Origin of the sequence: Bradyrhizobium paxllaeri, from assembly GCF_001693515.2 — a bacterium.
Lineage (GTDB): Bacteria > Pseudomonadota > Alphaproteobacteria > Rhizobiales > Xanthobacteraceae > Bradyrhizobium > Bradyrhizobium paxllaeri.
The window spans coordinates 4429804-4452914 of the sequence record NZ_CP042968.1; the positions used below are offsets into that span (position 1 = coordinate 4429804).

The following is a 23111-nucleotide window of genomic DNA, read 5'->3' on the forward strand; positions in this document are numbered from 1 at the left end:
AGTCATGGAAAAGCCCTTTCTGGGCGGGCTCATTCTTCGTCGCAGGCTATGCCGCGCCTGCCCCGGCGGAGCGACCCGCGCCGTGACGACAATATTCGCCGTGCGGCCTTCGCCCACGCGTTTTGAATGGAAATGAAATGTTCCGGCGTTGCCTTTTCCTGGCTTTGGCGTCCCTGACCATGCTCGCGCCGCCGGCCCGCGCGGCTGACAAGGCGTGGGAGGATTGCGGGCAAATCGGCGATGAGGATCGCAAGATCGCCGGATGCACGGCGGTACTGGCGCGCGGCGCGGCGGAGAGCGAGACAAACCGCGCCAACGCCCATGTCAATCGCGGCTATGCCTACAGCAGGCGCAATTACGACCTTGCCATCAAGGATTATGACGAGGCGATCCGGCTCGATCCGAAGGCGGTGCGTGCCTACAACGCGCGCGGCCGCGCATACCACATGAAGGGCGATTACGACCGCGCCATCGCGGATCTGGACGAGGCGATCCGCCTCAATCCGCAATATGCGCTCGGCTATGAGGGGCGCGGCAAAGTCTATCACAGCAAGGGTGATCACGACCGCGCCATCAGGGATTTCGACGAGGCTATCCGCCTGAATCCGAATTTTGCGGACGCCTATAGCAATCGCGGCAATGTCTACTCCGGCAAGGGCGACCACGACCGGGCCATCAGGGATCATGACGAGGCGATCCGCCTCGACCCGAATTTTGCGGATGCCTATTTCAATCGCGGGCTAGCCTACACCGGCAAGCGCGATCACGACCGCGCCATCAAGGATTACAGCGAGGCGATCCGCCACGATCCCAAGAATGCGAGCGCCTATTTGCATCGCGGCGGTGCGTACTTCTTCAAAAGCGATAACGACCACGCCATCAGGGATTACGACGAGGCGATCCGGCTCGATCCGAAATATGCGCTTGCCTATGAGATTCGCGGGCGGGCCTATGAAACCAAGGGAGATACCGCCCGGGCCAGGAAGGATTACGACGAGGCGGCGCGGCTGCGGCGGAGCGCAAGTCAAACCGCGCCAACGTCTTTTATCGATCGCGTCAAAGCCTCCTTCGAAAGCGGCGATTACGACGGCGCCATCAAGACGCTCGACGAAGCAATCCGATCAGATCCGAAAGATGCGGTGGCCCATTACATTCGCGGGAGCGCCTACTCCAGCAAGCGCGACAACGACCGGGCCATCAAGGATTTCGACCAGGCGATCCGTCTCGATCCGAAATATGTCGTTGCCTATTTCGACCGCGGCAATATCCACAAGGGCAAGGGCGACAACGACCGCGCGATCAGGGATTACAGCGAGGTGATCCGCCTCGACCCGAAATATGCGGCGGCCTGGTACAATCGTGGCGTTGCCTACTCGCACAAGGGCGATCGCGACCGTGCCATCAAGGAGCTCGACGAGGCGATCCGCCTCGATCCGAAAGATGCGATGGCCTGGTACACTCGCGGCACCGCCTACTCCCACAAGGGCGACAACGATCGCGCCATCACGGATTTCGACGAGGCCATCCGGCTCGATCCGAAATATGTGGCCGCCTGGTACAATCGCGGCAATGCCCGCAGGGAAAAAGGCGATGGCGACCGCGCCATCGAGGATTACAGCGAGGCGATCCGCCTCGACCCGAAATATGCGGTTGCCTATTTCAATCGCGGGGCGGTTTATTTCGGCAAGAGCGATTACGACCGCGCTATCAGGGAATTCGACGAGGCGATCCGGCTCGATCCGAAGGATGCGCAAGGCTATTACAATCGCGGCAGCGCCTATTCCAGCAAGGGCGATTACGACCGCGCCGTCACGGATTTCAACGAGGCAATCCGCCTCGATCCGAAAAATGTGAAGGCTTATTACAGCCGCGGCAGCGCCTACTCCAGCAAGGGCGACAACGACCGCGCCATCACGGATTGCAGCGAGGCGATCCGCCTCAACCCGAAAAATGCGTGGGCCTATGGCATTCGCGCCGATGCGTATCGCGGCATGCGCGATTTCGAACGCGCGGTGAAGGACTACGCCAGGGCGATCGAGCTGGCCGGCAAGCCGGAGAAGGCGCACTGGGCCTACTGGCACCTTCGCGGCTTCAGCTACGAGCAGCTCGGCAAATGGCCTCAGGCCGAGGCGGATTATCTCAAGGCGATGGAGCTCGATCCCGATCAGCCCGCGGTTCTCAATAGTCTCGGCTTTAGCTGGGTCGATCGGAATCTCAGGCTGAAAGAGGGCCTGGCGCTGATCGAGAAGGCCGTCAGGCTCAAACCGGACGACGGCAATCTGCTCGACAGCCTCGGCTGGGCGCACTTCCGCCTCGGCGACTATCAGGAGGCGATCAAGCTGATGGAGCGCGCGGCCGCTCTCGACCCGAACAGCTACGAAACCAGAGATCATCTCGGCGATGCGTACTGGCGGACGGGACGTGAGGGCGAGGCGCGCAAATCCTGGCAGCAGGCATTATCGCTCAAGCCCGATCCGGCGGAGGCGAAGAAGATCGAGGGCAAGATAACCCGAGGGCTGGGAAAATGAGGCGCCCGGCGGCGCTGTGGCGACATGGTGTGCCGCATCAAGTGCAGGGTCGCCGTAATTCCATGGGCACTGGCCCGGTCACCTGAAAACAAGCAGCCCGATCGCCACGCCGAACAGCGTGGCAGACCAGGTAAGCGAAATCCAGAAAAGCACATCATGTCGGTTCATCAGCAGCTCCACCGGTGTACCGATCTTTTCAATTGGTCTGCAGGACTCTCTTATTGATCTACATCAATCTCCTCTCCCGCTTCCTTCTGATTGAATCATTTCGCGTCTAGGACAGGCGCACAAGAGAGTGGAAGGCTCCGGCGCAATCCTGGATTCGCCTGCGAGGGAGGACATCCCCATGGCCGACCACCCCACCATTTCTTCGACTGAATCCAATCTGACATCGCCGGCCCTGCATACCGCCGCGGTCACGCGCCGGTCGCTGCTCGGCGGGGCCGGCATCGCTGTTGGCGCCGCCGTGCTGGCGTCGCCGCCGGGCATGCCCGGAATAGCCCCGGCTGCGGCGCAGACTGTGGGCGTGGGCGTGGACGCGCGCCCGCTCGATGCGGCGTTCAAGCGCCGCGCTGTCGAAGTCCGACAGGCCTGCGCGAACAACACCGAGAAAATTCCCATCGCGCCCCACCCGGCGAATGGCGATGAGGCACGCTACACCAACAAGATCGGTTCCGATTCACGGGGCCTGCCGCACGACAAGCGCGGTGAAGTGGAGCAAGCTGCATGGCAGGCCCTCTATGCGGCATGCCAGTCGGGTGAAGCAGCCGATTTCGAGAAGATCCCGCTCGGCGGCACGCGCAAACTGGTCAACCCCATCGGCACGCAGGCCGTCAGCCTGAGCGGCATCAACCCTACCCAGATTGCGATACCGCCGGCGCCGGAGCTTGCAAGTGCGGAGCGCGGCGGCGAGGCGGTCGAGGTCTATTGGCAATCCCTGCTGCGTGACGTTCCGTTGACCGAATTGCGCGACGACACCACCCATCGCGAGGTGCTCGCCGCAACCGAGGAGATCAACAAGCTTGCCGATTTCCGCGGGCCGAAGTCCGGCGGGCGGGTCACGCCCGGTACGCTGTTCCGCGCCAATGCGCTTTATTTCGACCCGACTGATCCGAAGGGCCGCTCGGTCACGCCTCCAGGCGTTCTGGACGGGCCGCTGATCTCGCAATTCCTGCTCCGCGACGTGCCCTATGCCGCACAGTGGATCAGCGCTCAAATTCGCACCGCGTTGCCGACAAGCGAATTCCTGACCGATTATGAGGAGTGGCTGGCGACCCAGAACGGCGCTGCACCGAAACGCCGGTTGGAGTTCAACCCGACGCCGCGATACATCACGACAGGAAGAGATCTCGCGGAGTATATCCACGCTGGTCCCGCACTTGGGTGGGCGGCAGCATTGCTCCTTGCCACCCCCGGCGGCGGAGCGGACAAACGCTACACCGGCATGTATCCACCGACGGAGCCCGCATCCTACCCATCGAACCCGTACCGGAAATCGAAGACCCAGGGACCTGCGGGTGGCACCTTCGGATTGCCCTATGTGCAGGCGCTGCTCGCCACGGGGATCAGTAACTCCGTCCGCGCGGTCTACTGGCAGAAGTATTTCGTGCACCGGACGGTGCGACCGGAAGCCTATGGCGGTCTGGCGCACCATCGCCTCGCCAATGGCGTGAGCGACTACCCGCTGCATGAGAACTTCCTGAAATCGGAAGCGCTCGATCGCAGCAAGGCCAAATACGGCACCTACCTTTTGTCGCAAACCTATCCGGAGGCGGCGCCGCTTCACTCCACCTATCCCGGCGGCGCCACCGGCGTTGGTGCCGTCACGGCGACCATATTGAAGGCGTTTTTCGACGAGACCCGCGTCGTCGCCAACCCCGTACAGCCCGATCCGGCCGACCCGACGAAGCTCGTGCCCTATGACGGCCCACCGCTCACGATCGGTGGCGAGTTGAACAAGCTCGCGGTGAATTTCGGTTTCGGACGGAATTGGGCGGGCATCCACTGGCGTTCCGACGCTGCCGCCTCCATGGCGATCGGTGAGGAAGTAGCCATCGGCATGCTGCGGGACGAGCGCACGACGCTCCGCGAACCGTTCGACGGCTTCTCATTCACGCGCTTCGACGGCAGCCGCGTGACGATCTGACGGCAGCCGGGCGATGCCTCTGCCGAGAGGCGCCGGCGGCATAGCCGGCGCTTACCCCTCTTTCGCAGCCTTCGCCCGCATCTTCATCTCGCGGTAGCGCGCAGCCCCGCCGTCGCGGTTGGTCTGCGGGCTGCGTTCCACCGCCATCGCGTCATCAGGCACGTCCTTGGTGATGACGGAGCCCGAGCCGATATAGGCGCCCTTGCCGATCTTCACCGGCGCCACCAGCGAGGAGTTGGTGCCAACGAAGGCGCCCTCGCCGATCGTGGTCTTGTGCTTGAAGAAGCCGTCATAGTTGCAGGTGATGGTGCCGGCGCCGAGGTTGGAATTGGCGCCGACATGGGCGTCGCCGACATAGGAGAGATGGTTGACCTTGGCGCCCGCTTCGATCGTCGCGGCTTTCGTTTCGACGAAATTGCCGATCCGGACGCCATCGCCGAGCGCGGTGCCCGGGCGCAGCCGCGCGTAGGGACCGATCGACGCCTTCTTGCCAATTGAAGTCTGCACGATGTGCGAGAACGAATGGATCACCGCGCCGTCGGCGATGGTGACGCCCGGGCCGATCACCACGAACGGCTCGATGGTGACGTCGCTGCCGAACTTGGTGTCGGCGGCGAGATGAACCGTCTCGGGCGCGATCAGCGTCACGCCGGCATCGAGCGCCGCCTGGCGCAGTCGCGCCTGCATCACCGCTTCGGCCTCCGCAAGCTGGGCCTTGTTGTTGATGCCGCGCACTTCATCCTCGCTGGTTTCGATCACGACGGCCTCCAATCCCATTTCCCTGACGATGGCGACGGCATCGACCAGATAATACTCGCCCTTGCTGTTGGCGTTGCCGATCCGGTCGAGAACTTCCAGCGCGCGGGCACCCGCGAACGCCATCACGCCGGCATTGCACAGCGTGACCTTGCGCTCTTCAGGTGTCGCGTCGGCATGTTCGCGGATCGCCATCAGGCGGTCGCCTTCGAGCAGCAGCCGGCCGTAACCGGTCGGGTCGGCGGCGCGGAAGCCGAGCACGGCCAGTGCCGCGCCGTTTGCCAGCGGCGCGCGCAGCCGCGCAAACGTCTCGGCCGAGATCAGCGGCGTGTCGCCGAACGCCACCAGCAAATCGTCGGCGCCGCGCGCGATCGCCTCCCGCGCGGCCAGCACGGCATGCGCGGTGCCGAGGCGCTCGGCCTGAATAAAGGTCGCAGCGTCCGCCCGCACCCGCTTGACCTCGTCGGCCACCGCCTTGTGGTCCGGCCCGATCACGACGGCCAGCGAGGCGCCTGCGCCATGCGGGGCGGCGTCCAGCACATGCGCCAGCAGCGACTGGCTGGCCACGGGGTGCAGCACCTTCGGCAGCGAGGATCGCATGCGCGTGCCCTCACCGGCCGCAAGCACGACAGTCAGGCTGGATCGAGCGGTCATTCGGGTCCTCGCGAACAGGGCTGCGAGGGCCGTCTTAATTGTTTTCCCCCGGAGATGAAACCGATTCGCCGCCCGAAAACCGCCGGATACCAGTGGGCGGGGCTTTTCCTGTTAATGTTTGACGGGTGATTCGGCGGGCCTTGAGGAGGGCCGAGGGCGCTTGGCCAAAAAACCAGACCATCTTCCGGACTTCGAGGCCGATGACAGCGGCGGCGTGCTCAGCAACCTGCTGGCCGACGAAGACGAATTCGACCGCCGCGCCCTGTGGCGGATCGCCTCCTGGGGTTTTGGCGCGACCGGCGCGGTGGTTCTGGCTGTCATGGCCAACCAGTCGTCGTTCGGATTGAAGCGCGAACAGATCGCTTCCGCCGACCTGACCCGGCAGGCGCAGCAGATCCAGACGGTCGCCAGGGAGACGCAGAACGAGGCGCGGCGGCTCACCGCCGCGATCGAGACGCTCAATGGCGACCGCGACAGGCTGTATGCCCGCGTCACCAGCCTGGAACATGGGCTCGAGTCCGTCACCGGCGCCATCGCCAAGCAGGGTCCTGCTTCCCCGCCACCGCCCGTGGCGAATGCGGAACCGCCGGCCAGCCCGCAGCCATCGCCATCCGTCGCGCCGGTCGCCACCGCCCCGGCCGCAGCGCCCGCCGTCGCCGAGCCGGCGCCAGCCCCGGCGCCTCCCGCAAAGGAGGCCGCCAAGGCCGATAGCGCCAAGCCGGAAACGGCAAAGGCCGACCTGCTCAAGGTTGAGCCGGCCAAGCCCTCGCCTGCCACGCCACTGATGGCCACGCAGTCGATGATGGCCCCACCGGATCCTGCGGCCAGCAGACTGATTGAGCCGGGCAAGGCGCTGAACTCGGTTATCGCGAGCCCGATCCCCGACGTCGTGGCGTCGGCACCATCAGAGGCGGACGCGGACGAAGAGACTGCGCCGAAAGTCTCCCTGCAGCGGACCGAGTTCGGCGTCGATCTCGGCACCGCCAATTCCGTGAACGGCCTGCGCGCGCTGTGGCGCGGGCTGTTGAAATCGAGGTCGAACGCGCCGCTGACGGCGCTGCGCCCGATCATCGTCATCAAGGAAAGTACGACGGGCCTCGGCATGCAGCTTCGCCTGGTCGCCGGTCCGCTGAACGACGCCGGCGCCGCCGCGAAGATTTGCGCCGTTCTGACCGAAAACAACCGTCCCTGCGAAACCGCGATCTTTGACGGCCAGCGGCTGTCATTCAAACCCGACGATGAGGCGCCGACCGCAGCCAAGCCGCTTCAGCGCCGACGCGCCGTTGCCAAGCGGCCGGCGGTCGTCGAGGAAGCGCAGAAGAAGCCGGAACAACCTCCGCCGGCGACGCAGGCGACTTTGTCGAACATCCTCGGCAGGAGGAACACGCAATAGACCTGCGACTACAAAGCGTTATACGAAATCCTTGACCCGCATTCTGGGCTCAGCGGAACGCTTGTCCCCAAAGCCAATCCCGACCATATTGCCGCGATGAAAAAATCCCCGTTCCGGCTTACGCCCTATCAAGTCCAGTTCCTGTTGGTGGTCGGCTTCGTTACCGTCGGCTACGCGCTTTACCTGCGCTACCTCGCGGTCGAGTTCTCGACCGTCGCGCTCGCCTGCGACGCCGGTTTGCAAAGCATGCTGTGCAAGTCGCGCACGCTTGCGACCTACCTGTTCAAGAATTCGGTGTTCGGCATCACCGCGGTGGTGATCGCTGTGCTTCACGTCATGCGGCCGTCGATCGTGCTGTTGACCGGCGGACTGATCGCGGCGGGATTGGGGATCGTGCTTTATAATATCGTGCTGTCGGGACTTGCGATCGGCCTGCTCATTTTGGGATTTGCACGGCCCGCGCCCGCCACAGCGTGAGCGCCAGCAGCAAATAGATCGCGCAGGTCCACATCGCCTGCCAGTTCTGTCCGCCCTCGTTGAAGCCCATGAACAGCGCGGCGACAACCAGCAGACCGGCGAACGCGGATTCGGCGATCGGGCGCGCGCCGGCCTTCGGCCGGTTCAGCAGCATCAGCGCGGCGAACGGCACCACCGCCATGGTCAGCGAGGCGAACGGAAAATCGCGGTAGCGCGGATCGAACGCAAAGCCGAGCGCGGTCCCCGCCGCGATCAGCGTGGTGACGACAAGCACGAAGCCGAGCAGCGCCGTCAGCACCGACTTGGTCCTGAAGTCGCGCGGCCCGAGCAATTCGAGGAAGGTCGGCAGCGGCCGGCCCGACATCGCGGCGTTCGCGCACAACATCGGCGAGGCGATGGCGGCCGCCAGCAGCGCACCCCATTGCAGCCAGCCGCCGGCCCCGTAGCTCTCGTAAAACATCTTGTCGGCGGCGATCCCAAGCAGCATGCCTGATGTCGTCGCCGACGTCCCGACCACGACCCAGGCGGAAAACCCAGGCTTCCACGGCCGCCGCCGCAGCGTCAGCCAGCCCGCCAGGAACACGAAGAAACTGAGCGCCATTCCGGAGCCCATCTGCAATTTCCAGAACGGAAAATTGCTGATCGGCTCGCCGGGCGGGTATTTCAACGCCCGCTGCGCGTCGTTGATCATGCCCCAATAGCCGCCGACAGTGCCTTCGAGCTGGCGCTTCCAGGGCTGGTCATAGGCCTCGATCAAATTGACCCGAAACTTTTCGCGCTTGGCGAGGTCGAGGATTTCGGACACCACGCGTGCCTGGTTGGTGCGCGAGGGCAGCGCGCCTTCGCGCATCCGCCCGGCGCTCGGCCAGCCGGTTTCGCCGATCAGGATTTCCTTGTTCGGAAACGCCACCGCCATCCGCTTGCGGATGTCGTCGACATGGCTTGCGGCAAACTTTGCGCGTACCGGAATGTCTTCCCAGTACGGCAGGATGTGGATCGTGACGAAGTCGACCGCCTCATAGATTTCGCGGTTGCGCAGCCAGAATTCCCAGACGTCGGCATAGGTCACGGGTACGGTGACCCGCGACTTGACCGAGCGGATATTGGCGGCGAGGTCTGAAGTCGTCATCTCGCCGCGCAGCAGCACCTCGTTGCCGACCACCAGCGCGGTGATGACATCAGGATGTTCCTTGGTCAGTTCGATCGCAACTGCAATCTGGGCGAGGTTCTTGGTCCGGTTGCTCGAGAGCCAGATGCCCTGGATCACCTTCAGCCCCACCTTGGCGGCCAGCGCCGGGACCTGATCGAGTCCGTTCTCGATCGAATAGGTCCGCACGCAGTCGGTGATCTTGGCGAGCTGCGCCAGATCCTGCGCGATCTGTTCGGGAGGAATTTGCGTGGTGGGAATCAGTGGTGTCTGCGCGCCGCGGAACGGCGCATAGGAAACGCATTGCAGCTTTGCATTTGGATCGATCGGCGCGCGCGCAAGGGTAATGGGCGTGGCGAGCCACCACCACAGGGCGGCAATCATGGCGAGCGATGAAAGGAGAAGCGCCAGCGGCGTACGAAGTGAAATCGGTTCCATCCTCCGGGCGGGGACCGTCGATTACCCGTTCATCGGCGTCCTGCCAAGATGCAGGACTGCCCTATTCCGTCTCGTCCCCTGCGGCAGTTTTACCACCGATGCGATAAAGTTGTGACTTTGCTGGACAAAATCCGAAATACCCGTCATTTGAATCGGCTGATGTCTCCGCCGCATTGGGGACGAATTTGGGCGGCAACAAGCCAGTCCAACAGCCGCGCTTTGCGGCAGGAAACTGATCGGGGAATGTATGCGTCGACGGGTGCGTGATCCAAAAGTTGCGGTTTTGAGGCGTTTTGCCGCTGCCGGCCTGGTCCTCCTGATCGGATCGGCTGGCGCGCTTGCCCAGAGCGGCACCCCGGCCCCGCAGGATCAAGGCAAACCGCAGGCCGCCAATCCGGACGCCACCAAGGAGAGCCAGCGCAAGGCCGACGAAATCGCTGAGGCGTCACAGACCATCAACGGACCGGCCGGCAACCCCGAATGCGTCTGGCTTGGCCGGCGCGTGGTCAGCCTGATGTGGCGCGACGACCTCGATACCGCGTTTCGCCATCTCGACCTGTACGACCGCTTCGGTTGCCCCGGCGGGCACGTCCAGGCCGCTTTCCGCTGCCTGACCCGGTTCGGCGGGCAGATCGACCCCAAGGTCGCCGAAACCCTCTCCAGCCGCATTCACGCCTGCTGGGTCAATCCGGGCGCCCAGCCTCAGACCGCCGCCGCCCAGGGCCCGGCGCCGGCAGCGCCTGCGACCGCCGGCAGCGCGGCGCCTGCGCCGGCCGCTTCGCCCTCGCCTGCCCCCAGCCCCGCACCTGCCCCGCCGACAAAATAACCGTCGGGCATTCAGGATACGTTCAGCGGAACGATCCTATTTATCCGGCGTTCGATTGGTCGCGCCCTTAAAAAAGTCATGGGCGTCATACCAGTTGTGAATTCGCGCGGCGGGACTATCCTAATGATGCCGCTATGTCGGTCGAGCCTAGGGGACAGGTTCGCTTTCCATAAATCTCAGCCCCGTATGGTTTAGCCGCCGATGCGTGCCGTCGTCGCCGTTCTGCTGTTTGTCACCGCAGCTCACGCCGGGTTGTGGGGCCTGTTCCAGCAAAAGCTGCCCGCCCCCGACTTCCGCGGCATCCTGCCGAGCGTTTCCTATGCGCCGTTCGAGGGCAGCGCACATCCCGACGTCGACAATCTGCCGCAGGTCGAGAAGATTCGTGCCGACCTGAAGAAACTCTCGACGATGACGCGTGCGATCCGTCTCTATTCGTCGACCGGTGGCGTCGAGCTGGTTCCGCCGATCGCCGCCGAGTTCGGCCTGAAGGTCACGCTCGGCGCATGGATCGACAAGAACGCCGATCGCAACGAGCGCGAGATCGACGCCGCCATCAACCTTGCCAAGCGCAACAGCAATGTCATCGGCATCGTCGTCGGCAACGAAACCGTGTTTCGCGGCGAGCAGAAGGTTGAAGACCTGATTGCTTTGATCAAGCGGGTGAAGAAGTCGGTCAACGTTCCCGTCACGACAGGTGAAATCTGGAACATCTGGCGCGACAATCCGGAACTCGGCTCCTCCGTCGATTTCGTCGCAGCCCACGTGCTGCCCTATTGGGAAAACTTCACCGACAAGCAGGCGGTCGATCAGGCCGTTTACCTCTACGGGCTGCTGCGCGAAAAATTCCCGGGCAAGCGCATCGTCATCGCCGAATTCGGCTGGCCCAGCGCCGGCTACAATTTAAGGAACGCCGAGCCGGGCCCGTTCGAGCAGGCCTCCGTGCTGCGCGACTTCGTCACCCGTGCCGAAGCCATGGGCATGGAATACAACATCGTCGAGGCGATCGATCAGCCCTGGAAGTTCTTCGAAGGCGGCGTCGGCCCCTATTGGGGCATTCTCGACGCCAACCGCGAACCGAAATTCGCCTGGACCGGCCCGATCGTAAACGAGAACTACTGGAAGCTCGCCGCGATCGCACTGCTCGTCGGCATCCTGATGTCGCTGCCGATCCTGCGGCTGGAACGGCCAACCGTTATGCAGGCGCTGGTGCTTTCGGTGGCGGCCAACGGCGTCGGCGCCTGGGTTTCGACCGTCTTTGCCTTTTGGGCCGGACATTATTTCGTGTTCGGCTCGGCGTTCGCGCTGACGCTCGGCCTGATCCTGCTGGTGCCGCTGATCCTGATCGCGATGGCGCGGATCGACGAGATCGCAGCCGTTGCCTTCGGCCACGGCCCGCGCCGGCTGATCACCAAGAGCGCGCCGCTGGCGCCCGCCACCATTGGCGAGAATCTCGCCTTCCCGAAGGTGTCGATCCATATCCCGGCGTATTTCGAACCGGTCGAGATGCTGAAGCAGACGCTGGATGCGGTGTCGCGGCTCGATTATCCGAATTTCGAATGCGTCTGCATCATCAACAACACGCCCGATCCGGAATTCTGGCGGCCGATCCAGGATCACTGCCGCGCGCTCGGCGAACGCTTCAAGTTCATCAACGCCGAGAAGGTGCAGGGCTTCAAGGCCGGCGCGCTCCGCATCGCCATGGACCGCACCGCGGCCGACGCCGAGATCATCGGCATCATCGACGCCGACTATGTCGTGCATCCGGACTGGCTGAAGGACCTCGTGCCTGTGTTCGCCGACCCGCGCGTCGGCCTGGTGCAGGCGCCGCAGGAGCATCGCGACGGCGATCTCTCGCTGATGCACTACATCATGAACGGCGAATATGCCGGCTTCTTCGACATCGGCATGGTCCAGCGCAACGAGTTCAACTCGATCATCGTGCACGGCACGATGTGCCTGATCCGCCGTTCCGCGATGGACATGGCCGGCGGCTGGTCCAGCGACACCATTTGCGAGGACACCGATCTCGGCCTGACCATCCAGCAGCAGGGCTGGCTGACGCACTACACCAACGTCCGCTATGGCGAGGGCCTGCTGCCCGACACCTATGAAGCGTTCAAGAAGCAGCGTCACCGCTGGGCCTATGGCGGCTTCCAGATCGTCAAGAAGCACTGGCGGCGTTTCCTGCCCGGCGGCAGCCGGCTGACGCCGGACCAGCGCCGCGAATTCTCGCTTGGCTGGCTGAACTGGCTGGGAGCCGAAAGCCTGGGCGTGGTGGTCGCGATCCTCAATCTGATCTGGGTGCCGATCGTGGCGTTTGCCGATATCGCCATCCCCGACAAGATCCTGACGCTGCCGATCATCGCCTCCTTCGTCGTCTCGCTGGTGCATTTCATCGCGCTCTATCGGCTGCGGGTGAAGATCAAGGCCGGCCAGATGCTGGGCGCGATGATCGCAGCGATGAGCGTGCAATGGACGGTGTCGCGCGCCGTCGCCCAGGGCCTGATCACCGAGCATCTCGCCTTCGCCCGCACCTCCAAGGGCGGGCTGTCGCGGATGTCGATCGAATTTCAGGCGTTCTGGGAAGCCGTGATCGGCGTGCTGCTGCTGATTGGTGCTGCCGTGCTGGTCGTCACCAACGGCTACAAGGAAGTGCGCGAGATCTACATCTTCGCCGGCGTCCTGGTGCTGCAGAGCCTGCCGTTCCTGGCGGCGGTTTCGATCGCGTTGCTGGAGAACTCCCGCATCAATTCCTTCGCCTTCTGGCGCAACAGCGCGGTGCGGACGGCGGAACTGATCGGCCTGCGCCCGGTCAGCCTGCCGAGGGTCTCCAGCCAGTCCCAGCCGGTCGCCTCCGAAGTCCGCCGCGAGGTCAATTGACCGTGGATCGATTGGCACCGGGTCGTTGAAGAAGCCGAACTAAGCTATAGCTATTCAAGGAGAATTAGGGTCAAGCGATCCACGAATTTGTCGCCCGGGCGCTATTGACCCGCAGGGGCCCGCCCCCTACACAGCGCGGCAAGTGAGCGCGTAGCTCAGGCGGTAGAGCACGTGACTTTTAATCATGGGGTCGAGGGTTCGAGTCCCTCCGCGCTCACCATCATTGATACCTCTCCTATTGAAAGCATTCGGCTATTTGTGCGGCATCGCCGAACGCGGGGCCTCTCAATCCCGTGAACTGACTTCACCGCCTCGGTTCCGAAGAAACGATCCCGCAGCCATTTTCCTTTTGGCGTGAAGACAGCCGGAAACAATCTTTTGCCATTCTTGCTCGTGACGGGCTCAAGAGGTGCTTTGCTTCTCAGCGCGTTCCTCCCAAGACTTGGGCCGCCGAACGCCGGCGGCCCATTTTTTGCGAGCGGAGCTTGCCATCACCGCCGCGCGCTCAACTGTCCGCTTTCCCCACATTCAACATCTCGGCGGCTCTTGCCTGGGAGGTTTCGCCAATTGGCGAATGCTGATTTCCGCCACGCTCCATATTCGCCAGCCGCGCGCTGCCGGGGTTGCGCTTTCCAGCGCATGGCCGTGTTGCGCCATGGGCGCCTGCTGAAACGGCTCTGGCGCGGGGCTGGGGGCTAATAGCGCCAGAGCCGTCCCAAGATGCGCCTTTCGAGCGCCGAATCAACATGCCGGGATAAAGCGGCAAAATCGTGTGAACGGCCCGAGCGTCAACGACCGGCATCCTTTCACTTCGGCCGTGCCGCTTCTTTAGCCCTCTCAGCTTGCCAAGCATCGTAGGCGGCCGTTCCGGGTCTCGGAGGCGCGTTGGCCGGCAGCCCACCCATCCATGACGGCATGTCCGCGACCGGATTGCTGCCGCTGGTCGCACATCCTGCGATCAGGTTAGCAATGGCAAACAGAAGGACGAGGCTGGGCTTCATCGTTCAGTTCCGCGGCGGCTGGCCCGGCGCGCGACGCTTTCCGGACGACACACGCCGGGCCTTGCCACTGCCGGTCACCCCCGGAATGGCCTCTCCAGCCTTACGAATGGGCACGTGATTCCCGTTTGATCCAGATCAACGCAGGGTTACCACTGAAAAGGTCCGCCAGCGTTAACCGGCGGTCCAATTGCCATTTTTTCCCGATAGCGTGAACCGGATCACAACGTCTCGCGCCGGCCCGTCGGAGAATGCGGGTTACGGAGGGCCCAGGCCATGACGAAACCTGCTAAGCGCGTCCCCCGGTGGCTCACTTTAGATGTGACGGTCCTTGTGGTGGGAGCTGTCATCATAATCCTAGCTGCCCTGTGGTTGGCTCCACGTTAGGGCGCGGGGCTCGGTCCCGCGCCCGTTCGTCGTTAGCCTCATCATCGGCTTGGCGATCGTTGTCGCCCTCTACGTCGCGGTGCGGCTGGCGCTGCGGCACTTCCTCCCGCCTGACACCAACGACCGTTTTCGTCTACGTCAACACCAGCAGGCAGGTCGGCGATCCGGGGCACATCAACGTGTTCGCCAACCCAGAACGCCGCGGAAAAATGGTTTGAGGAAAACGATCCCGAAGGCGTAGCCTTTGAGTATGAGGTGTTGGAGTGAATGCCAAAGGAGGCTCTGATGCGCATTATGGCCTTGGCGATTTTGGCAATCGGGATAGTCTCAATAGGGTCAGCGTCCGCCCAGACTTACGATCCGGCTTTTCCGGTTTGTCTGCGCTTGTACGACCGGACTAACTATTACGAATGCCGCTACACGTCTCTGCCTCAATGCAACGCGTCGGCATCCGGTCGCTCGGCACAGTGTGTCATCAATCCATATTTCGCTACCGCGCAAGAGCCAGCGGGTTATTGGCGGCATCGACGGGTCTACTAAAGTGAACCGCATTGGCCGCAGGACCGCATACGCCACGGCCCGGGCGGTCACCCAGCGCTCTCTCTGCGTACTGATCGATCGCAACGGTGACCGCCTAGACTGTTGGTAACATCAATCGTTGCCCAATTACGCCTCACGAAACCGGTGCTTCGTACCCTACCCTTTGTGGCGGGGGGCGCCATGGAGCTATTTCGAGCTGAGAAGATTGCCACCGTTCAGGACCAATCAAACCATGACTGCCGTTTGTGCGGAGGAAGGCTCACCCTTCTCAAAACGATCATGGAATCTGAAAGCGGAGACGTCATTCATGTATTTGAATGCGGGCAGTGCGGAGACCGCACATGGAACGACTAAGGATGCTGTTTCCGACACATCACACGATCGTCATGCCAGCATGTCAGACTATGGGCGTTTCATGCCTGCAATAAACATGTGCAAACCCAGAGTTAAAAATGGGGTCAACCTGCATGAGTAAAGTATTCGAAGGGATTGCAATCGGTACGCGATTTAAAATCAACACGCTAGGCGTCGCTCGTTGCCCAAGTTTGGCTGGCAAGGTTGGCACGGTTTTCGGAAGCAGCCGCCGGACTGCGAGTCTTACCGTGCTGTTCGATGGCGACAGAAGATTAACCTGTCTGCATATGGACTATGTTTCTCCCCTAACTGGCGACACCCAAACGCGCACAGCCCAGCTTGGCCGAAGTGAACGACCACCCGGATTGGTTCGCCTTCGAATATGAGATCCTCACTGATAACTCTAATGAAAGAGGCCGCCCACTGAGGCGGCCTCAATCTAGAATGCCTTTGGTGGATGGCTGGATCGTAAGGCGGTAGGCGGCTATCGCGCTGCAGTATCAGCCGTGATCTCGGCGTCCGCCGGCTACTAGTGCTGCGCTATCGTCTTCCACGAGGCGTCTGGCGTTTTCTGAGCGGCAGGTACGATCAAACGAGGTGTATGAATGTTGTCCGGCTCCCCTCGCCTGTTGACCCACCAGCGACTTCTCAAGACCAGGCTTTCGACGAGGTAGCAATATTCGCTGGATCGCTCGACGCCGGCCGGCGGATCGATCACTCGGGCTGCGATGCCAGGAAAACCGAGCCGGTACAGTTTTCCGATTTTCAGACCGTCTGTTGGGTGCATCGCTTGGTCTCCACCGCCGTCGCGAATCGCAACACGATACCTAATCGATTTGGGCCACGGATGGTTAACAATAAACTAATAGATGATTGAACCTGCGGGCTGGGAGCAGCGACGATTACTGGATGGATATCCTGATCATCAGTCTCGGGATCGCGGCGGGCCTTTACATCGCGGTAAGGCTGGCTTTGCGGTTCTATTTCCCGCCCGATACCTGATGCATGGATGCCCGGATAGACCGCCGAGACTTTACCCGCCAAGACTCAGGACCCGCCAAGACTCAGGGGAAGCCTCCGGCAGTGCAAAGGTGGCCCGACGCACGACGCTTCCGGACGACACGCGTCGGGCCTCCGCCACCCCGGGTCACTCCCTAAATGGCGCATGCAGCTTGGGTCTGATTCTTGGCAGAATTGGGCGCGATGCAGCGCTCTCAGAAAATCATCTTCGGAGAAATGCACGAATCCGGCGTGCTTAAAATACGGCCCCAGCGGGGCTTGGAAGGGGGGCGAACTGGGGCCGTAAGTAAGGGATATGCGTCTGTGCCGAGAAACAAACTAGGTTCGGCACGTCCCTTGATAGCAAATGGCGCCTACCTCGCGCTTGCGCTTTAGGGTCTCCAACAGGATCTTTCGGGGTACCCGATCACGGCACGCGTTGCGCTGAAAGACGCGGCCGACAACAAGAGAGGCCGCACGATCCATAGAGATCGCCCTTCAGGCAATGTTCCGGCGATCACACAGACCGGCAAGCCTGGAAGCAATTCACACGCTGGTGCCGGATTCATCGCCTACCGTCGTCGCAAACACGCATCTGCGGTTACAATAGACTGGAATCTACCGAGAGACCGCTTTCGGGCGGTCTTTTTGTTAGCGGTTCCAGAATTAACCTCCGCGGCGAACATCAAGCTTAACGCGGGAGTTTCGTTGCGGTCTGCCTAAACAGGTCTAGCGTGGCTGCAGGTCGCGCAGATGGCAAGAGTTGCCCCCGCCTGTGTACTGCGCGATTAGGGGCCGCTTCGCCCTCGGGGCGGCCCCGCCCCCACCCCACACGGCATCACTCCTTCAACGTGCACGCAAATGCGACAGGAGCCAAAAGCCCGGCGGACATTTACGACCGCCGGGCGATAGGCAAATACAATTTGAGTCTGAAAGATCCCATTAAATCGGGAAAAAACGGTAACGTCTGCCCAAAAGTGAACAGAAGAAATCGATTATTTAAAGGGATAGCCCCGGCGTGAACCGGCGACCTCCGGCACCAACAGGCTCGAGCAGCAACCCGCGCCGCCGAGGCCACAGCTCAAGGTCCGATGGCGTCGCGATCGGTAACGTTGACTGGTTAGGTTAAATTGCGAGTTCGGTTGCCACGCTTCAAGAGTCTGCCTAGTGGTCAGCCACCGGACAATTTCCCCAAGTGGTCCGGGCCCACACAGCAAAGCCGTCGGGCGATCATACTCCGCCCGGCGGCTTTGTTTTAAGGATGATCGTGCGCCACCAATGGCTGAAAGTGAACTACGTCGTCGCCGTCGTGATCGCGATGATCGGCTGGCTTTTCCTCATCGTGTGGATCGTGCGGCAGTTCATTTGATCGGTCGCAACAGGTACGCCGCAAACAACAAAGGCGGTCCCCACAAAGCCAGTAAGCCGTAGATGACGAACTCTACAACGTCCATGCTCATCCCCAATGACATGTCGTTGCTCAAGCTTTGCCTAGATTCGCGCTCGGTAAAAGCGAAACAGTTTGTGCGCTGCACCCTCACCTCTGGCGCTGGTCTGGTTGCCAAGCCTCAAATTCGGTGGGACGATTCATGATTGGTCACAAGACCTTGGATCGATGATGCTGATGCATACGCGATCCAAACGATATGTCAGGCGCCAGCGCGGACGACAGAAGGCGGCCGATCGTCGCGCTCACGCGAAATTTACGCCCTCGACGCGACCCGAAAATCGCCTGGCCTTCCAGGTCGCCGCCGGGATGAAAAAGCGCTGGCCAAACGTCCTGCCGTTTTCCATTTAGATCCGCTGGCTCGCCACCCCACCTTCGAGATCGCTCGCCCGGCCTGAAACAAAGGGCTGCATACCCCGTTATCAACAAAACAGGGATGCGGTCATGCAATTCATTTTCGATCTGATCTGGAACCAATCACGCGGCAGATTCCTCGCTGCAATGGGCAAGCGGGAGGCCTGACAATGATCGAGCTTTCAGCAGCAATCCTTGCTCTGGTCAGCGTGGGGATTTTCGTTGCCCACGCGCTGGATGCCTATCGCACCGGCTAGCGCGCCGCCGTAGGACGACGACACGCAGGCGAAACGTCGCCACAATCGATGCAGCGCCGCAGTGGCAATGGTCAAGCGTCTGCTGCCTCGCGTCGAATGCTGTCCGACGAGATCCAGTTGGCGTCGGTATCGGCGAGACGCGAGCGCGGTTTTAAAGATAACCCCAGTTGACGGGCCTTGAAGGCCACCCCGCCTACGGTCCGGTCCATCTTTTCCGCAATTGCCTGGGCTGAATGTTGCTGAGCAAGGCCCTTGAGGTCTCGAATATCCTCGACACTCCAGCGTTTGGCCATTCTGATCCTCCATGCTCCCGCGCTTTAAATCGGGAAAAAATGGAAAGTTCCATGGCCACTGCGGTTAAACCAAAATTGCGAGGGCTTCTGCAGCTACCTAACTACCTAACGAGAGGCAATCGCAAGACAATGCCACCCCGGCCCTGTTTCATCCGGTCATCCTCGCAAATGGCTCCCGCAGTAGATTGAAGAGATTTCCGTTCAATGCCTGTTGTCAGTGCCTGTTGCCCTTGGACGCCGTATCGACTGCCGCCAGGACGTCGCTTTGCGTGACGTCCAATTTTCGCCGCCAGTCTTTCCGACAGCTCACACACAACATCGATATGGAATCGTACAATCCGCCGTGGCCGCAAGATCGGCTGGAGATCAGTGTTCATCGGAGGGACTGAAAGATGTTCGCCAGCATTGCCGGCATAGCCCTCGCGCTCCAATTGGGCGCACCTGCCCACCCGCACGACGTGGGCGTCCCCCCAGCCCAGGAAATCCGCTACCGGCGTCACGGCCGTCCGCCGCCATGCGGCGACGGCTACGATCTCGATGAACGGGACGGCAAGTGCTACCCGAACGGAATGGTGCCGCCGCAGTACCAGTCGGGCCGGTACTATCCGCTGGAGTATGGCGGCGGCCGGCGGCCCATCCCATGCGGCCATGGCGCAGATCGCGATATTCGCGACGGGCTCTGCTATCGGACCGGCACGGTGCCACGGCAGTACCAGGCAGGCCGCAAAGGTTATCACACGCGACGAAACGGCTATTACGAGATGCGGTAGCGCGGCGCGGCATGTCGGTTCGCCGATCCGCGGCCAGCCGCTGGTGGACGTTGCGAATTTGACTTCCAATACCTGAAATGCGTTCATCGGGTATTCAGGGCGTGTTTTGATATATTTGCACGGACCAACAGCAGCCCCTCGATCGTGATCGGAAAACCGGTCAGCGCATCGAGAAAACGCCGGCGGCTTCTGGTTTGATTGGAGACCGACCACATGATTGTCAGCATTGCCGCCGCAGCACTGGCCGCGCAGTTGAGCATGGCGCCTGAGCAGGCTGTTACCCCTGTCGCGCCTCAAACGGTGCAATACCATGTACCCGTGCGTCCACCGCCATGCGGCCATGGCTGGGACCTGAGCGCGCGCGACGGCATGTGCTATCCGAACGGCTATCTGGCGCCGCAGGATCAGGCCGCTTACCAATATCCGCGTTATCATCGCGGCGGCCGCTATCCCGTCCCGTGCGGGCATGGCACGGATCTGGATAGCCGCGACGGTCAATGCTACCCGACCGGAACGGTCCCGCTGCAGTTTCAGGAAGGGCGCCAGCGCTATTACGGTGGCGGATATGACCGTCCCCGCCGCTATTACAGGGAATACTGAGTTTCCTGATCGTGCTGACGCCGCCCGCTACGGCCGGCGTAGCTGCGCGAGAGCTTCGGCAACCACCGCAACGAGGGAAGCCATGGTGTATGGCTTCGGCAGCCATCCGAGCGGCGCATAGGGCTCGGCGCGCCCGCGCGTGTGCACATCGTCATGCGCGGTCGCAAAGATACAGCGAATGGCGAAGTCCTGATACAGTTCGCGCGCGGCATCGATGCCGTCACGACTGCTGGCGAGGCGAATGTCCATCACGGCAAGCGTTGGCTGTGCCTCACCGGCCAGCGCAACAGCTTCCTCCGCCGTCGTGGCCGGACCTACGACTTGAAAGCCGGCTGAGGTGAGCGCGATCTCTGTCTGCATCGCGATCAGAAAATCATCTTCGACGACGAGAACGCGCGGAGGGCCTTGCTTGTCTTCCATCCGCCGTGTCTCTTCGGCCGGCGGCGCGTTCCGGTCCGGCTCGGACGATGGCGCAAAATGCGCTACGCGGTGCGGATTCGTCATTGATCGCCGCACTAGATTTTCGCCGCGGGAAACTCGAGGCATGCCCGCGACGGATTTTTCGTGACGTGAAGTGTTCCATGGAGCTGGCGCGCTAGGCCGAGCACGAGCTGGAGCCCGGACGAGGTCTTGCGAACGGCTTCCAGGTCGAACCCCTCGCCGTCATCCTCGACGCAGAGCGCCAGCCGTCCGTCCTGACCGGTCAGGCTGACCCGGACACTCTGCCTCGCGTGATCCGTGACGCCGTGCTTGACCGCATTGGTCAGCAGCTCGTTCAATATCAGGGCGAGCGGCATCGCCACGTCGTTGGAAAGCACGCCGCGAGCAGCGCCGCACTCAATTCGTGCATCCGCCGGCAGCAATTGCCGGATGGTCTCGCAGACCGCCGGCAGGAATTCTTCCGCCGCAACGCGGCTGGCATCGCTTCGGCCGTACAGCACGCGCTGTGCCGCCGCCATGGCCGCGATCCGCGCGCTGGCTTCGTTGAGCACTTTCCGCGCTTCGTCGCTGTGCGCGGTCCTTGCCGCGGAGAACAGCAACGCCTGCAGCATTTGGATGTTGTTCTTGGTGCGATGGTTGAGCTCATCGAGCAGCAGCCGTTGCTGGGTCTCCGCCTGCCGCCGCTCGCTGATATCAACCAGCATGTTGATGGCGCCGGTGACGTTGCCCAGGGAGTCCCGCAACGGCGTCGGGAACGGAATGAAAGGCACCCGCGTGCCGTCCGGCCGCTCGGCCACCGCTTCGGCGCCGCGCACGGCGCGGCCTTCCTTCAGCGCAACCGCCATCGGACACGCATCGTGCGGGAGCGGCGTGCCGTCCGGCATGAACAGCTTCCACGTGACACACCACTCGTCGCTGCCGAGCGTGGGGGTCCGGCCGGAGAATTCGACCGCCGCCTGGTTGAAATAGGTGATTTTTCCCTGCGCGTCGGTCGTGTAGATCGCGGCCGGAATCGCCGCGAGCAATTCGGTGAGCTGCCGTTCGCTCTCCCGGAGCTTGCGTTCTGCTTCCTTGCGGCCGGTGATGTCGCGGGCGATCTTCGAGGCGCCGACAATCATTCCTGCGCTGTCGCGCACCGGCGAGACGGTCAGCGAAATGTCGAGCAGGCGGCCGTTCTTGCGCCGGCGGACGGTCTCGTAATGGTGGATGCGCTCGCCGCGCCGTATGCGCGCCAGGATGCCGGGCCCCTCGTCCTCGCGTCCCGGCGGAAAAAGAATGGTCACGGGCTTGCCGATGGCCTCAGTGGCGGTATAGCCGAACAGCCGCTCGGCGCCTGGATTCCAGGTCCGGATGATCCCGTCGAGATCCTTGCTGATAATCGCATCGTCGGAGTATTCCACGATGGACACGAGTTGCTGCGCGCGCTCCTCGGCGGCGCACCGCGCCTGCTCCGCCCTCAGTCTGGCGATGCCGAAGCCCAGTTGCCGCGCGAGCGTCAGCGCGACGTCGATCTCCGGTCCAGTGAAGTGATGCGGCCTGTCGTAATAGGCCATGAATTTTCCGGCGAGCCGGCCGCCGATCAGGATCGGAATGAAGGCAACGGCCGCGATCTTCTCTCGCGCCACCGTTTCCTTGAGCATGTTTGGGAGAGCTGAAGCGGCAACATCCTCGAAATAGACCGGACGCGGATTAGCCTCATCCCTGCTCCATGGCGAATGGCCTTCAACGGCCTGCCGGTATCCATCCGCCAGGCCCCGCCATCCGACGAAGCGCATCACGTCGCTGTCGTCGAACAGCAGAATGGAGGCGCGCTCGCAGGCAAGCGCGGCGAGGATGGCGTCGAGGCCGGCATCGTAAACCTGCGGGAGCGACGTGGCATATTGGAGCCTTTCGGAGAACCGGAACAGCGCCGCCTGCTCTTCGCTTCGCCGCGCCAGCGCCTGTTCGGCTGCCTTGCGCAGCCCGATGTCATGTTGAACGCGCACCGCGTAAAGGAAATTGCCCGAGGGATCGCGGACGCTGGTAGACGTCACCTCGGCCCAGACGTACGAGCCGTCCTTGCGGGCGAGACGCTTCTCGATGGTGTAGCGATCGACTTCTCCGGCAATCTGTCGCCTGAACTGCGCCAGATCCTGCACGACGTCCTCGGGCGAGGTCTCGTCAAAAATGGAGCGACCGAACATGTCGTCCGGTTCGCGTCCCACCAGCTCGCAGGCCTTCTGGTTGACGCGCCTGACACGTCCGGCCTGATCGATCTCGATGATGCCCACACCGACATGTTCATAGGTGACACCCAGCCTTTCTTCCTGCCCGGGCAACCATTCCTCAGGGGGAGCGCAGGCGACGTCAGACGCGGCGGACCGGCCTGGCTTGGAGAGAGTCTTGGCCGTGCGCTGCTGGATGTTCATTCCCGCCATCTCTGCCTT

General features: G+C 62.5%; 15 protein-coding genes and 1 tRNA gene. 10 read left to right on the top strand and 6 right to left on the bottom strand.

The window, feature by feature from the left end:
- Positions 1-179 precede the first annotated feature (179 nt).
- Positions 180-2528, top strand: coding sequence for a tetratricopeptide repeat protein (locus LMTR21_RS21170; RefSeq protein ID WP_187399155.1), 2349 nt, complete (start codon positions 180-182; stop codon positions 2526-2528).
- A gap of 346 nt (positions 2529-2874) precedes the next feature.
- On the top strand, positions 2875-4674 hold the full coding sequence (locus LMTR21_RS21175) for a vanadium-dependent haloperoxidase (protein WP_065753862.1): 1800 nt from the start codon (positions 2875-2877) through the stop codon (positions 4672-4674).
- Between the two features lie 51 nt (positions 4675-4725).
- Here LMTR21_RS21175 and glmU read toward each other — a convergent pair whose 3' ends face one another.
- A complete protein-coding gene (gene glmU, locus LMTR21_RS21180; RefSeq protein ID WP_065753861.1) occupies positions 4726-6084 on the bottom strand; it encodes a bifunctional UDP-N-acetylglucosamine diphosphorylase/glucosamine-1-phosphate N-acetyltransferase GlmU in 1359 nt (452 codons plus the stop codon).
- A gap of 160 nt (positions 6085-6244) precedes the next feature.
- On the opposite strand from glmU, the gene LMTR21_RS21185 reads away from it, so the two are divergent.
- Entirely contained in the window at positions 6245-7477 is a 1233-nt protein-coding gene (locus LMTR21_RS21185) for a hypothetical protein (protein WP_065753860.1), read from the top strand.
- Between the two features lie 96 nt (positions 7478-7573).
- On the top strand, positions 7574-7954 hold the full coding sequence (locus LMTR21_RS21190; RefSeq protein WP_065753859.1) for a hypothetical protein: 381 nt from the start codon (positions 7574-7576) through the stop codon (positions 7952-7954).
- On the opposite strand, the gene LMTR21_RS21195 is transcribed toward LMTR21_RS21190, so the two are convergent.
- A complete protein-coding gene (locus LMTR21_RS21195) occupies positions 7914-9539 on the bottom strand; it encodes a glycoside hydrolase family 17 protein (protein WP_187399156.1) in 1626 nt (541 codons plus the stop codon). The two genes, LMTR21_RS21190 and LMTR21_RS21195, sit on opposite strands and share 41 nt — an antisense overlap.
- A gap of 247 nt (positions 9540-9786) precedes the next feature.
- Between LMTR21_RS21195 and LMTR21_RS21200 the strand changes: the two genes are divergently transcribed.
- From LMTR21_RS21200 to LMTR21_RS21215, 4 genes are all read left to right on the top strand, one after another.
- Complete coding sequence (locus LMTR21_RS21200; protein WP_148635991.1) at positions 9787-10365, top strand: beta-1-3, beta-1-6-glucan biosynthesis protein; 579 nt, start codon at positions 9787-9789, stop codon at positions 10363-10365.
- Between the two features lie 201 nt (positions 10366-10566).
- Positions 10567-13245: a glycosyltransferase gene (locus LMTR21_RS21205; protein ID WP_065753857.1), complete on the top strand. Its 2679-nt coding sequence runs from the start codon at positions 10567-10569 to the stop codon at positions 13243-13245.
- Positions 13246-13389: 144 nt separating this feature from the next.
- Positions 13390-13465: transfer RNA gene (locus LMTR21_RS21210), tRNA-Lys, on the top strand.
- A gap of 1459 nt (positions 13466-14924) precedes the next feature.
- Positions 14925-15170, top strand: coding sequence for a DUF3551 domain-containing protein (locus tag LMTR21_RS21215; RefSeq protein ID WP_347339183.1), 246 nt, complete (start codon positions 14925-14927; stop codon positions 15168-15170).
- An 883-nt stretch (positions 15171-16053) separates the two neighbouring features.
- On the opposite strand, the gene LMTR21_RS21220 is transcribed toward LMTR21_RS21215, so the two are convergent.
- Together LMTR21_RS21220 and LMTR21_RS21225 are read right to left on the bottom strand one after the other, a co-directional pair.
- Positions 16054-16311: a hypothetical protein gene (locus LMTR21_RS21220; protein WP_141688368.1), complete on the bottom strand. Its 258-nt coding sequence runs from the start codon at positions 16309-16311 to the stop codon at positions 16054-16056.
- 2341 nt (positions 16312-18652) lie between these two features.
- The gene (locus tag LMTR21_RS21225) at positions 18653-18874 is read right to left on the bottom strand and encodes a hypothetical protein (RefSeq protein WP_065753854.1); all 222 of its coding nucleotides are present in this window, start codon (positions 18872-18874) and stop codon (positions 18653-18655) included.
- Between the two features lie 392 nt (positions 18875-19266).
- Between LMTR21_RS21225 and LMTR21_RS21230 the strand changes: the two genes are divergently transcribed.
- Both LMTR21_RS21230 and LMTR21_RS21235 read left to right on the top strand, forming a co-directional pair.
- Positions 19267-19644 (top strand): hypothetical protein, encoded by a 378-nt coding sequence (locus tag LMTR21_RS21230; protein ID WP_065753853.1) that lies wholly within the window; start codon positions 19267-19269, stop codon positions 19642-19644.
- Positions 19645-19857: 213 nt separating this feature from the next.
- Positions 19858-20244 (top strand): hypothetical protein, encoded by a 387-nt coding sequence (locus LMTR21_RS21235; protein WP_141688367.1) that lies wholly within the window; start codon positions 19858-19860, stop codon positions 20242-20244.
- Positions 20245-20271: 27 nt separating this feature from the next.
- Here the strand turns inward: LMTR21_RS21235 and LMTR21_RS21240 are convergent, their stop codons facing one another.
- Both LMTR21_RS21240 and LMTR21_RS21245 read right to left on the bottom strand, forming a co-directional pair.
- Positions 20272-20748 (bottom strand): response regulator, encoded by a 477-nt coding sequence (locus tag LMTR21_RS21240; protein ID WP_141688366.1) that lies wholly within the window; start codon positions 20746-20748, stop codon positions 20272-20274.
- 11 nt (positions 20749-20759) lie between these two features.
- Positions 20760-23093: a PAS domain S-box protein gene (locus LMTR21_RS21245; protein ID WP_065753851.1), complete on the bottom strand. Its 2334-nt coding sequence runs from the start codon at positions 23091-23093 to the stop codon at positions 20760-20762.
- Between the last annotated feature and the right edge of the window lie 18 nt (positions 23094-23111).